General features: G+C 71.1%; 7 protein-coding genes and 1 pseudogene. All 8 read right to left on the reverse strand.

The window, feature by feature from the left end; all coding sequences use genetic code 11:
• Positions 1 to 57: 57 nt before the first annotated feature.
• Complete coding sequence (locus ACH65_RS00725) at positions 58 to 1,551, reverse strand: amino acid permease (protein ID WP_049620644.1); 1,494 nt, start codon at positions 1,549 to 1,551, stop codon at positions 58 to 60.
• Between the two features lie 309 nt (positions 1,552 to 1,860).
• Positions 1,861 to 3,210 (reverse strand): metallopeptidase TldD-related protein, encoded by a 1,350-nt coding sequence (locus tag ACH65_RS00730; protein WP_049620725.1) that lies wholly within the window; start codon positions 3,208 to 3,210, stop codon positions 1,861 to 1,863.
• 8 nt (positions 3,211 to 3,218) lie between these two features.
• Entirely contained in the window at positions 3,219 to 4,661 is a 1,443-nt protein-coding gene (gene tldD / locus ACH65_RS00735; protein ID WP_049620645.1) for a metalloprotease TldD, read from the reverse strand.
• Between the two features lie 50 nt (positions 4,662 to 4,711).
• Complete coding sequence (locus ACH65_RS00740; protein ID WP_049620646.1) at positions 4,712 to 7,456, reverse strand: TonB-dependent receptor plug domain-containing protein; 2,745 nt, start codon at positions 7,454 to 7,456, stop codon at positions 4,712 to 4,714.
• A gap of 220 nt (positions 7,457 to 7,676) precedes the next feature.
• The gene (locus tag ACH65_RS00745) at positions 7,677 to 9,440 is read right to left on the reverse strand and encodes an ABC transporter ATP-binding protein/permease (RefSeq protein ID WP_049620647.1); all 1,764 of its coding nucleotides are present in this window, start codon (positions 9,438 to 9,440) and stop codon (positions 7,677 to 7,679) included.
• 358 nt (positions 9,441 to 9,798) lie between these two features.
• Entirely contained in the window at positions 9,799 to 10,011 is a 213-nt protein-coding gene (locus tag ACH65_RS00750) for a heavy-metal-associated domain-containing protein (protein WP_049620648.1), read from the reverse strand.
• Between the two features lie 153 nt (positions 10,012 to 10,164).
• Positions 10,165 to 12,603, reverse strand: a complete 2,439-nt coding sequence (locus tag ACH65_RS00755; protein WP_049620649.1) for a heavy metal translocating P-type ATPase — start codon at positions 12,601 to 12,603, stop codon at positions 10,165 to 10,167.
• Positions 12,604 to 12,704: 101 nt separating this feature from the next.
• Positions 12,705 to 13,121: pseudogene (locus ACH65_RS00760) on the reverse strand (heavy metal-responsive transcriptional regulator); the annotation flags it as partial.
• Positions 13,122 to 13,201: the final 80 nt, after the last annotated feature.

The following is a 13,201-nucleotide window of genomic DNA, read 5'->3' on the forward strand; positions in this document are numbered from 1 at the left end:
TCCGGCCGGCGCGCAAGCCACCCCCGGCCGCCCCCGCCGGAAGAGGAAGCCGCCGCGCTACGACCGGCGCGACGCCTCCAGCTTGCTGTGCCGGATGCCGTAGCCGAAGTACACCACCAGCCCCAGCGCCATCCACACCAGGAAGCGCTCGATGGTGATCCACGGCAGGCCGCCGAGCATCGTCGGGCGGCCGTCCGCGAACCACGGCCAGCCGATGATGAGGAACAGCGAGAACAGCATGCCCGCCGGCGCCACCAGCCACAGCGCCGGGGTGCGGAAGCTGCGCGGCAGCTCGGGGCGGCGGATACGCAGCAGCAGCACCGAGCCGCAGATGATGATGAAGGCGGCCAGCGTGCCGATGTTGACCAGCTCGGCCACCTGCCCGATCGGCAGGAAGCCGGCCACCGCCGCGGTGAACACGCCGAGGATCAGGGTAGGACGCGCCGGCGTGCCGTACTTGGGGTGCACCTGGGCGAACCACTTCGGCAGCAGGCCGTCGCGCGCCAGCGCGAACCAGATGCGCGCCGCGCCCAGCATGAAGGCGAACAGCACACTGGTGATGCCGGTGATGGCCGCGAGCGAGATCACCCCGCGCACCCAGTCCAGCCCCAGCGCCTTGAAGGCGGCGTCCACCGGCGCGGGGCTGTCCAGCTGCGCGTACGGCACCATGCCGGTCAGCACCAGCGAGATCAGCACGTAGAGCGCCATCGACACCGCCAGCGACAGCAACACCGCGCGCGGCAGGTCGCGCTGCGGGTGGCGGGCCTCCTCCGCCGCGGTGGTCAGCGTGTCGTAGCCGAACACGGCGAAGAACACGATGCTGGAGGCGGTGAGCACGCCGCCCCAGCCGAAGTGGCTGCCGCCGGCATCGGCGACGGCGGCGGGAATGAAGGGGTGCCAGTTGGCGGTGTTGACGTAGAACGCGCCCACGCCGATCACCAGCGCCACGCCGATCACCTTGATCGCCACGATCAGCGTGTTGAAGCGCGCGCCCCATTCGGTGCGCAGCGTGAGCAGCACCGCGATCAGCAGCGCGATGGCCGCGGCGACCACGTTGAACACCTTGCCGCTGCCCGGGTGCGCCGGGTCGTAGGCGCCCTGCGCCCATGCCGGCAGCTGGACATGGAACAGCTGCTCCAGCAGCGCCTGCACGTAGCCGGACCAGCCGATCGCCACCACCGCCGAGACCAGCGCGTACTCGATCAGGAGATCCCAGCCGATGATCCACGCGAACAGTTCGCCCAGCACCGCGTAGCCGTAGGTGTAGGCGCTGCCGGTGACCGGGATCATGCCGGAGAATTCCGCATAGGCCAGCGCCGCGCACGCGCTGCCCAGGCCCGCGACCAGGAAGGACAGCACCACCGCCGGCCCCGCGTTCACCGCCGCCTGCTGGCCGGCGAGCACGAACACGCCCACGCCGATGATCGCGCCGATGCCGATGGCGGTGAGCTGCCACACCCCCAGCACGCGGCGGAAGTCGCGCGCGCCGCCGGCCTCCGCCTGCAATTGCTCGACCGACTTGTGGCGCGTCAGCTTGCTCAAGAAGCCCATCGGCCTTTCCCCATGGCAAAGCCCAGGATCATAGCGAACGCCGGCCGGCACGCCATGCTGCGATGCGCGGACCGGCCTGGTTGCCCTGCGCCGCCTTCGGCGCAGGGCGAAACGTGGCGCCTTGCTCTGCTTCCTCTCCCTCTGGGGAGAGGACCGAGGTGAGGGGCGGGTGCTCGCGGGAAAGCTCGCCCGAAGCCGCGCCATCGCCAGCGTGCCCCCTCGCCCCAACCCTCGGGGGAGAGGGAGCAGTCCGCGCAGCACATCGCATCCCGTTCTCGCCATGCCCCGGAAAGCAGGCAAGAACGACACTCAAGTCCCCGCCACCGTCATCCGCTCGACCAGGATCGAACCCGAGGCGATGGCGCCGCGCCGATCCACGTCGTTGCCCACCGCCGCGATGCCGAGGAACATCTCGCGCAGGTTGGAGGCGATGGTGATGCCTTCCACCGGGTAGGCGATCTCGCCGCCCTCGACCCAGAAGCCGCTGGCGCCGCGCGAGTAGTTGCCGGAAACCGGCGACACGCCCTGCCCCATCAGCTGCGTCACCACCAGACCCGTGCCCATCTCGCGCAGCAACGCCTGGAAACCGTGCATGCCCGGTTCCAGCAGCAGGTTGCGCACGCCGCCGGCGTTGCCGGTGCTGCGCAGGCCGAGCTTGCGGGCGGCGTAGCTGTCCAGCACGTAGCGTTGCAGCACGCCGCCGTCCACCAGCAGCGAGCCCTGGGTGGCCACGCCCTCCTCGTCGAAGACGGCGGACGCCATGCCGCGCGCGAGGTGCGGGTGCTCCACCAGGCGCACGAAGGCGGGAAACAGGCGCTTGCCGAGGTGGTCCGCATACAGCGTGGCGCCGTTGTAGAGCGCCTTGCCCTCCACCGCCGCGACGAAGTGGCCGAGCAGGCCGCGCGCCAGCTCCGGCACGAACAGCACCGGGCACTGCCGCGTGCCCAGGCCGCGCGCGCCCAGCCGCGCCAGCGCGCGCTCGGCGGCCAGGCGGCCGATGCGCCCGGGCAACTCCAGGTCGCCCGGCGCGCGGGCGATGTCGTACCAGCTGCCGCGCTGCATGCCCTCGCCGTGGCCGGCGAGCAGGGAGCAGGACAGCTCGTGCCAGCTCTCGCGCCGGCGGCCGACGAAGCCGTGGCTGTTGGCGTAGCCGCGCAGCACGCTGCCGCTCTCCACCTCGGCGCCGTCCGAGTTGGTGATGCCTTCCTCCTCGCGCCCGGCGGCCTCGATGCCGCGGGCCAGTTCCACCGCCTCGTCCACCTCCAGCGCCCACGGGTGCCAGAGGTCGAGCTCGGGCGCCTCGGTGGGGTACAGGGTGGGATCGGGCAGGCCGTTGAACACGTCCGGCTCGGCCAGCCTGGCGATGGCGCAGGCCTTGGCCACGGTCTGGCGCACCGACCCGGGGTCGAAGTCGGCGGTGCTCGCCACGCCGAGGCTGCGGCCGACCTGGGCGCGCACCACCAGCTGGCGGTCGAGCCGGCGGGTGAGGGTTTCCACCTCGCCGTGGCGCACGCCCACGGCCAGGCTGCGGCGCAGGTGCGAGGACGCCGAGGCCTCATTGGCGCCGGCGGCGCGACACTGCGCCACCGCCTCCCGGCACAGCTGCGCCAGGGCGGCCGCGTCGTCGGCCGGCGCCGGCGGCCGCGCCGCCGCATGCATCACGCTGTTCATGCCGCGGTCCCTCCCACCGTCATGCCGTCGATCTTGAGCGTGGGCTGGCCCACGCCCACCGGCACGCTCTGGCCCTGCTTGCCGCACATGGCGATGCCCTCGTCCAGGGCGAGGTCGTTGCCGATCATCGACACCCGCGAGAGCACCTCCGAGCCGGCGCCGACCAGGGTGGCGCCCTTCACCGGCGCGGTGATGCGGCCGTCCTCGATCAGGTAGGCCTCGTTGGCACAGAACACGAACTTGCCGGTGACGATGTCCACCTGGCCGCCGGCGAAGTTCACCGCGTAGAGGCCCTTCTTCACCGAGCGGATGATCTCCTCCGGGTCGCGCTCGCCGGGCCACATGTAGGTGTTGGTCATGCGCGGCATCGGCAGCTGCGAGAAGGATTCGCGCCGGCCGTTGCCGGTGGGCGCCGTGCCCATCAGGCGCGCGTTCATGCGGTCCTGCATGTAGCCCTTCAGGATGCCGTCCTCGATCAGCACGGTGCAGGCACTCGCCGTGCCCTCGTCGTCCACGCCGAGCGAGCCGCGGCGGCCCTCCAGCATGCCGTCGTCCACGATGGTGACGCCGGGCGCGGCCACGCGCTCGCCGAGGCGGCCGGCGAACACCGAGGTGCCCTTGCGCGCGTAGTCGCCCTCCAGCCCGTGGCCCACCGCCTCGTGCAGCAGCACGCCGGGCCAGCCGGGGCCGACCACCACCGGCATGCTGCCGGCCGGGGCGTCCACCGCGTCGAGGTTGACCAGCGCGCGGCGCACCGCCTCGCGCGCCCAGGCCTGGGCGCGGCCGCCGCAGCGCAGGGCGTTCAAGCCGTAGCGGCCGCCGCCGCCGGCCGTGCCTTCCTCGCGGCGCCCGTGCTGCTCGGCGATCACGCGCACGTTGAGGCGCACCAGCGGGCGCACGTCGGCGGCGAGGGTGCCGTCGGAGGCGGCCACCAGCACGGTGTCGGCGTTGGCCGAGAGCGACACCATCACCTGCTTCACGCGCGGGTCCTGCGCGCGGGCGTAGGCGTCCAGCTCGCGCAGCAGGGCGATTTTGTCGGCGTCGGGCAGGCTGTCCACCGGGTCGAGCGCCGGGTACAGCGCGTGCGCGCCGGCCACCGCCAGCGCGCGGCCGGCGCCCTGGCCGCCGTCGCGCGCGATGCCGCGCGCCGCCCCGGCCGCCTCCATCAGCGCCGGCAGGTCGATGGATTCGGCGTAGGCGAAGCCGGTCTTCTCGCCGCTCATGGCGCGCACGCCCACGCCCTTGCGCAGCGCGTGGCGGCCGCTCTTGACGAGGCCGTCCTCCAGCGACCACGCCTCGTGGCGCTCGTGCTGGAAGTAGAGGTCGGCGGCGTCGATGGCGGGCCCCATCAAGCGTGCGAACACGCCGTCGAGGTCGCGGACATCGAGGCCGCCGGCGCCGAGCAGCTGTTGCCCGGCCTGGATCATGGCTTGGTTCATCGCAACCGTTCCCGTGCGCGGGCGCCGCCGGCGGCGCCCGCGGCTTGCTTTCAGTCGAAGTGCTTGTTGAATTCCAGGCTCACCGCGCGGCCCAGTGCGTTGTAGACCTGCGAGTTGTAGCGCGGGTAGGACACCCAGCCCTTGTGCGGCGGGTCGCGGTCGAACAGGTTGTTGACGTACAGGCCCAGCGACATCTGCCGGGGCAGCTGGTAGCTCACGCTGGCGTTGAACACCGTCCACGCGCCGGTGTGGCCCGGGTCGCCGTAGACGCGGCGGTTGGCGTCGGAGATGCCGTAGCCGAAGGCGGCCAGCGCGAGGTTGGGCGTGCGGCCGTAGCGCACCGCGAACAGCGTGGTGGACACCGGACCCACGGTCCAGTTGGCGCTGGCGTTGACGATGCTCTTGAACTGGCTCACCTGCCCCGTCGGGTTGTGCAGCACGTCGATCATCGGCTGGTTGCTGGCCGACTGCACCTTGTGGCGGAGCATGTCGTTCCAGTTGAGCGAGAACTGGAACTGGCCGAGGTGCTCCGTGCGCAGGCGGTAGTCCGCGCCGGCGGTGATGGTGGCCAGCGTCTCCTGCGCCACGTTGAAGTAGCCGCCGGTGATCATCGCGATGCGACCGGTGGCCGGGTCGCGCTGCACGCGCGCGATGGCGTCGCCGCAACCCGGTAGCACCGCGGCGGTGCCGCCCGCGCGGCAGCTCGCCTCGTCGGCCAGGATGGTGGGCACGGTGATGGCGCGGATCTCGTCCTGGATGCCGATGCGCAGGTAGTCCGCGTGCAGGCTGAAGGCGTCGCTGGGCGACCACACCGCGCCCACCGTCCACGACTTGGCCGTGGTGGGCTTCAAGCCGAGGTTGCCGGTGACGGTGGAGCCCATCACGTAGCGGCAGCGCGAGCTGGTGCGCGACACGCCGAGCTGGTCGCACCGGTACAGGTCGTAGGTGTTCTGCCGGCCCACGGTGGTGCCGGTGTAGAGGTAGGCCAGGTCCGGCGCGCGGAAGGCGGTGGAGTAGCTGCCGCGGATCAAGAGGCTGTCGAACGGGCGGAATTGCAGGCCCGCCTTCCAGGTCGGCTTGGAGCTTTGCACGCCGGAATAGCTGAAGCGGTCGTAGCGGCCGGCGAAGGTGGCGGTGAGCATCGGCCACAGCGGCAGGTCCAGCTCCGCCGTCAGCGCGCCGTGGTTGCGCTTGCCCAGGCTCGGCTGCTGCGAGCCGTACTGGAACAGGCCATTGACGTAGTCGGGCTCGGGCTGGTCGCGCCAGGATTCCTTGCCGCCCTCGGCCAGCACCGCGAGGCCGGCCGCGCCGCCGGGCAGCTGGAACAGCTCGGTATTGGTGAGCTTGCCGTACACCGACTGCGTCCAGGTGAGGGCGCGGCGGGTGCGGTAGTCGGCGAAGGCGGCGTACTGGTCCGGCGTGAGCGGCACGAACACGTTCTGGATGTTGCCGCCGTAGAGGCCGTTGAGGTACGCCTCCATCTTGCCCATCACCGGCAGGTAGGCGGACTGGCTCAGCCGGTACTCGGACAGCACGTAGTACAGGTCGTAGTTCCACTTGCTCTCGCCGATGCCGCCGCGCAGGCCCGCGGTGAGGTCGTACTGGTTCGAGCTGTTGTTGACGAAGTTGGCCTGCCGCCCGCCCGTCTCCTCCGGCGCGAACTCGCGCGAGACGAAGTAGTCCTCGCCCGCGGGGCTGGTCACGGTGTCGTAGAAATACGTGGTGCCGGCGTTGGAGCCGTTGCGCGCCACGGTGTAGTCCGCGTCGGCGTAGGCGGTGAGATGGGGGGTGAAGTCGTGGCTGACCGAGAGGTAGCCCGACACCGACTTGCTGGCCGGCACGAAGGTGCTGGTGTAGGAGCCGGCGTAGGGCGAGGCGCACCAGTCGCCGGCGTCGGCCACGCTGCCGCCGAACAGCCCTCCCATCGCGCGGCAGCCGTCGGCCGGGCGGATGTAGTTGTCGTGGCTGTCCTGCGCGTAGGCGTCGTCGTCGTAGGGGTAGTACTTGGTCAGGCGGCGGTCGGTGCCGTACACCGGGTTGCTCTTGCGCCACTGCAGGGCGTAGACCACGCGGGTGTCCCGGTTGCTGAAGCCGCCCACCAGCTGCGCCTGGCGGTTGAAGCCGCCGCCCTGGGTGTAGTTGCCCACGCGCACGTTGAGGTCGATGCCCTTCACGTCCTTCTTGAGCACGATGTTGACCACGCCGGCGATGGCGTCGGAGCCGTAGATGGCCGACTGGTTGCCGGGCAGGATGTCGATGTGGTCCACCATCGCCATCGGGATGTTGGCCAGGTCGGTGATGTTGCCGCCGCCGCCGGTGTTGTAGGTGAGCGGGTAGTTGGCCACCGGGTGGCCGTTGATCAGCACCTTGGTGAAGCTGGGCGAGAGGCCGAACAGGCTCACGACCTTGGCGTTCTGGGTATTGCCCGAGCCGATCGGCGAGCCGTCGCGCACGCCGCCGGTGGCGAACGGCGTGGCGCGCAGCGCCTCGGCCACGGTGGCGAAGCCGTTCTGCTTGATCTGCGCCGCATCGAGCGTGAGCGTGGGCGAGGCGCCCTCGCTCTGCGAGGCCGGCAGCAGGCTGCCGGTGACGGCCACCACGTCGAGCTTGTCGGCGTGCTCGGCCATCGCCGCGCAGGTCTTCTGCTGCGCTGCCTTCTTCAGCGGATCGGCGCACGAACCCTGCCCGTCCGATGGCGGCGCGGCGTCCTGCGCCGGTACCGCGGCGGCATGCACGGCCGCCATCCCTCCCCACTGCAAGGCCAGGCCGATGGCCACGAACAAACGCTTCTTCATACGGTCCCCTCCAACCCTCTCGATCAAACGAATCAGACGTGCTCCGCGCCGGAAAAAGGCACGCAGCGACTCCCCGGCCGCTGCGCCATGCGAAGCGGCACCCATGCGTTCCTCTTGTCGCCGCCGCAGCCGCGCCCCCCACGGCATCGGCGGCCTTCTCCTTTGGCCGGCATGGAGGCGTCCCTCCGCCGGCGATCCCCGGGCCAGGCCCGGCCTTGCCTCAAGAGCCCACGGCGACGGCCGCGGGCGTCGTACAGCCGCCGCCCAGGACCTCGCCCGTCCGCGGCGGCGAAAACGACAGCTTGCGCTGGTGCAGCGCGATCACCGACTCGCGGTGCGCCACGCTGATCACGGTGCAGGCGGGCAGCCGCTCGCGCACCTGCTGGTAGAGCCAGGCCTCGTTGGCGCTGTCGAGCGCCGAGGTGGATTCGTCCAGGAACAGCGTGTCCGGCCGCTGCAGCAGCACGCGCGCGAAGGCCAGGCGCTGCTGCTCGCCGGGCGAGAGGCGCTTGCTCCAGTGCGCCGTCTCGCCCAGCAGTGCGGCGTAGTGGCCCAGCCGGCAGGTCTGCAGCGCCTCGGCGCAGGCCTCGTCGCCGAATTCGTCGGCCATGCCGGGGTAGCACAGTGCATCCTTGAGCGTGCCGATGGGCACGTAGGGCCGCTGCGGGATGAACATGCTGCGGCGCCCGGACGGCATCTCGATGCGCCCGCTGCCGTGCTGCCACAGCCCGGCCAGCGACAGCAGGAAGGTGCTCTTGCCGCAGCCGGAGGGCCCGACGATGACGGAGGTGGAACCGGCCTTGATGTCCATCGAGGCCGGCTCGCTCAGCACGCGGCCGTCCGGGCAATGCAGCGCGAGGTCGTAGGTGCGCAGCACCTCGTCCTGGCTGTCGGCCACCACGATGTCGCGCGGATTCTCCGGCTCGTCCAGCAGGCGGTCGAACTCGACCAGGCGCGACAGCGCCGCGCGCACGTCGGCCAGGTCCGGATAGTTCTGGATGAACCACAGCAGGCCGATGCGCATCTGGTTGCAGGTCTGGAACAGCCGGGTCACCCCGCCCAGCGACAGCGTGCCGGCGAAATAGGCGCCCGCGCCGAGCAGCCACGGCACCACCTGCGCGGCCTGGCTGCTGCCCCAGCTGGAGAGGTTGACGCCGAAGGTGCTGCGCACGACGTGGCGCCAGTTCTGGCGGATCGCGGCGAAGGCGCCGTCGAGCCGGCGCTGCTCGGCGCGCTCGCCGGCATACAGCGCGATCGGCTCGCTGTTCTCGCGCACGCGCACCAGCGCGAAGCGGTAGTCGCCCTCGCGCGCCTGCTGGTGGTAGCGCGCGCGCAGCAGCGGCCGCCCCAGCCATTCGACCAGGCCGGTGCTGGCCAGGCAGAACAACAGGAACACGAACACCACCAGGCCGGGCATGGCCACCGTATGGCCGCCCAACTGGTACTGGATGGTGCGCGAGAGGTTCCACAGCACGCCGGTGAAGACCACGACGATGCCCATCTGGTGCAGGAAATCGAAGGCGTTCTTGAGCCCCTTGTCGCCGGTGAGGATCAGCATGTCCTCGGACAGGCGCTGGTCGGGGTTGTCGATCGCGCCGCTGCGGTCCAGGCGGTAATAGGTTTTCTTGTCCAGCCAGCGGCCCAGGAAATGCGCGTTCATCCAGGTGCGCCAGCGCATCTGCAGCCGCTGGATGATCCACTGGTTCACGGTGTAGGTGACCACCCAGGCCGCCATGATCGCCGCCTCCAGCGCGATCTGCCGCCAGAACACGCCGGCATGGCGCGCGCCGAGGGCGTCGAACATCACCCCGTTGATGCGGTTCTGCAGCAGGCTCTGGTAGACCATGACGCCGTTCAGCGCCGGCACCAGCAGCAAGAGCCCCCACGCCATCCACTTGTCGTCCGAGCGCCAGTAGCCGCTCAGCAGGCGCCAGGCCGCGCGCGGCGTGGTCTTGGGTGTCGGCTTGTCGGTGCTGGCGTTCATCGGGACTCCATCGCTGCGGACAGCGGGTGGCCGGGTGTCTGGCATGTCCGGCGGGCGGACACTCGGTCATGACTCCCGTTGCGGCTCCGCGAGGAGGCGACGGTTGGCATGGATATGCATGTCGAGGGCGTCCGGGCGGCGCGCGCCCGGAGCCTCGACCCTGATGCGCTACGGCTCCCCTGGCCCGCCGCGGCGGGCCGGTCGGTGCCGAGGGTGGCCGACGCCCCCTGGCGCGCTTCACCCGTCTTGCAGATGGCCCACCCGCCGGCATTCGGCATGCTGCGCAGTGTGCGGGGCGGCCCCATGTCCAGGGTCCAATGGCGATGGGTCATATGCATATGGCCCATCGCCATTCCGGTCAGGCGGCCAGCACGGTGAAGCCGGCGTCCTCGATGAGGGTCTTGATCGCCGATTCGTTGATCGCGCCGTCCTCGTAGCTCACGCTCACCTGCTTGGTCTCCAGCACGATGTCGGTGTTGTTCACGCCGTCGGTGCCGTCGAGCAGGCGCTTCAGGCGGCCCGAGCAGCCGCCGCACTTCATGCCGTCGACCTTCAGTTCGATCTGGCTCATGGTGTTGTCCTCCTGGGGTGAGTGGATGGATGGGGAAACGGGGGCGGGGTGTTGGCGCCGGCTCCCGAGGTGTTCAAAACCCGCTGCCTGCCCCCTCCCCTGCCTGCAGGGGGAGGGGCCGCGGGCCTCGATGGCAGGTGTTCGGGCACGCACTCAGGCCCGGGCGCGCCAGCGGTTGAGCAGCAGCGAGTTGCTCACCACCGAGATGGAGCTCATCGCCATCGCCGCGCCCGCGATCACCGGGTTGAGCAGGCCGAAGGCCGCCAGCGGGATGCCGAGCACGTTGTAGAGGAAGGCGAAGAACAGGTTCTGGCGGATCTTGCGCAGGGTGGCGGCGGAGAGGTCGATGGCCGCGGCCACGCCGTTCAAGTCGCCCTTCACCAGCACGATGTCGGCCGCCTCCACCGCCACGTCCGAGCCCGCGCCGATGGCGAAGCTGACGTCCGCGGCGGCCAGCGCCGGCGCATCGTTGATGCCATCGCCGACCATGCCCACCTGGCCCTTGCCCCGGTGGCCGGCCTGCAGGCGCCTGACCTCCTCCGCCTTGTCCTGCGGCAGCACCTCGGCGCGGAAGGCGCCGATGCCGGCCTGCGCGGCGATGGCGGCGGCGGTGTGGCGGTTGTCGCCGGTGAGCATCACCACGTCGAGGCCGAGCTGCTTGAGGCGCTGGACCGCGGCGGGCGAACTGTCGCGCAACCGGTCGGCGATGCCGAGGTAGCCGATGGCGACGCCGTCCACCGCCACGCCCACCACCGTCTTGCCCTGGCCCTGCAAGGCCTCGGCCTGGGCGCGCAGCGCGGCCAGCGGCGCGGGCTCGGCGGCCGGGTCGCCGGCGAACCAGCCCGGCGCGCCGAGCTGCACGCGGCGGCCCTCGACCTCGGCCTGAAGGCCCTTGCCCGGCACGGTGTCCATGTGCGCCATCGGCCGCGGCGCGATGCCCTCGGCCTTGCCGTGCTCGGTGACGGCGCGGGCCAGCGGGTGCTCGGAGCCGCTCTCCAGCGTCACCGCCAGGGCCAGCAGGTCCGCGCGCGCCACGCCCGGCGCGGGCAGCACGTCGGTAAGCTCGGGGCGGCCGCGGGTCAGCGTGCCGGTCTTGTCCACGATCAGCGCGCGCAGCGCACGGGCGCGCTCCAGCACCTCGGCGTTGCGGATCAGGATGCCGGCCTTGGCGCCCATGCCGGTGCCCACCATGATCGCCGTGGGCGTGGCCAGGCCCAGCGAGCACGGGCAGGCGATCACCAGCACCGCCACGGCGTGCACCAGCGCGGTGGCGAATTCGTGCGTGAGCGCCCAGGTGGCGAGCAGGGTGATCAGCGCGATGCCCACCACCACCGGCACGAACACCGCGGCGATCTTGTCCACCAGGTGCTGGATCGGCGCCTTGGAACCCTGCGCCTCGTCCACCAGGCGGATGATCTGCGCCAGCAGCGTGTCGGCGCCCACGCCGGTGGCGCGCGCGCGCAGCAGGCCGTTCTGGTTCACCGTGGCGGCGTAGACCTTGCTGCCCGGCTCCTTCTTCACCGGCATGCTCTCGCCCGAGAGCATCGCCTCGTCCACGCTGGAGCGGCCGCTCAACACCTCGCCGTCCACCGGCATGCTCTCGCCGGCGGCCACCACGAACACGTCGCCCACCATCAGGGTGCCCGCATCCACCTCCACCAGCTCGCCGCCGCGCTCCACCTTGGCGGTGCGCGGGCGCAGCGTGAGCAGGGCGCGGATGGCGGAGGACGTCTTGCGCTTGGCGCGCGCCTCCAGCATGCGGCCGCACAGGATCAGCATGATGATCGCCGCGCTGGCCTCGAAATAGACGTGCCCCGGCAGGGCGAACAGCGTGAGCACGGTGCTGTAGAGGTAGGCCATGCTGGTGCCCAGCACCACCAGCACGTCCATGTTGGCGGTGCCCGCGCGCAGCGACTTGAACGCCGCCTGGTAGAAGCGCGCGCCGATCCAGAACTGCACCGGCGTGGCCAGCAGCCACTGCACCCAGCGCGGCAGCATGTCCGCCATGGCGTGGCCGGGCATCGACAGGCCGTGGCCGAACATGGCGACCATCTGCGCCAGCAGCGGCAGCGTGAGCGCCACCGCCGCGGCGAACATCAGGAGCTGTTTGCGCCAGGCCTTGAGTTCCCTGGCCTCGCGCGCGGCCAGCTCGGCGCCGTCGAGGTCGCGCTGCTCACTGGCGTCGAAGCCGCCCTTGCGGATGCGCGCGATCAGCCCGGCCACGTCGATCAGCGCTGGGTTGTACTCCACGCGCGCCTTGGCCGAGGCGAAGTTCACCGCCGCGTTCACGCCCGGCAGCTTGTTGAGGCCCGACTCGATGCCGGCGGCACAGGCCGCGCAGCTCATGCCGGCCACGTCCAGCATCGCCACCTCGGTGGGCACCGAGAAGCCCGCCTTGCCGATGCTCTCCACCAACCTGGCCGGCTCCACCTGGCGCTGGTCGTACTCCAGGTGCACCCGCTCGCTGGCGAAGTTCACCTGCGCCTTCACCGAGGGCAGCTTGTTCAGCACCTTCTCGATGGTGGTGGCGCACGCCGCGCAGCTCATGCCGCGCACGGGGAAAGTGGCAACGGTGGCGGTCGCCTGACTCATGGGGACGCTTTCCTTTTGTCGCTTTGGCAGCAGGAGGCTTCGGCCGTCTGGGCGGGCCGGGGGCTCCTGGCTTCCAGGTTCTGGAACTCGACCACGGGCACGTCACCGCGCTGCATGGACTGGATGATCGGGCAGCCATCGGGCGAGCCCTCGCCGGGGCAGGCCTCGACCAGCCGCGCCAGGCCGTTGCGGATCTCGGTGAGCTGGGCGATGCGCTCGTCCAGCTCCGCCAGCCGCTCGCGGGCGCGCTGGTTGACGCCTGCCACGCCGGCGTCGTGGTCGCAAGAAAGGCTGAGCAGGTCGCGGATTTCCTCGAGGGTGAAGCCGAAATACTTGGCGCGGCGGATGAAGCGCACCTGCTCCACCGCCTGCCGGTCGTACTGGCGGTAGCCCGAGGCGCTGCGCACCGGCGGCGGCAGCAGCCCTTCGCGCTCGTAGAAGCGGATGGTGTCGATGGCCACGTCGGTCTCCTTGGCCAGGACGCCGATCGTGATGCGTGCGGTGTTCGTTCGCGACATGTGCCCACCCTCGTGTGGTTGCCGATGCCTTGGGACCCATCCTAGGGTCTGGAGGCAAGTCCAGTGTCAAGCGCTTTTTT

Source organism: Frateuria defendens (genome assembly GCF_001182895.1).
Classification (GTDB): Bacteria; Pseudomonadota; Gammaproteobacteria; order Xanthomonadales; family Rhodanobacteraceae; genus Frateuria_B; species Frateuria_B defendens.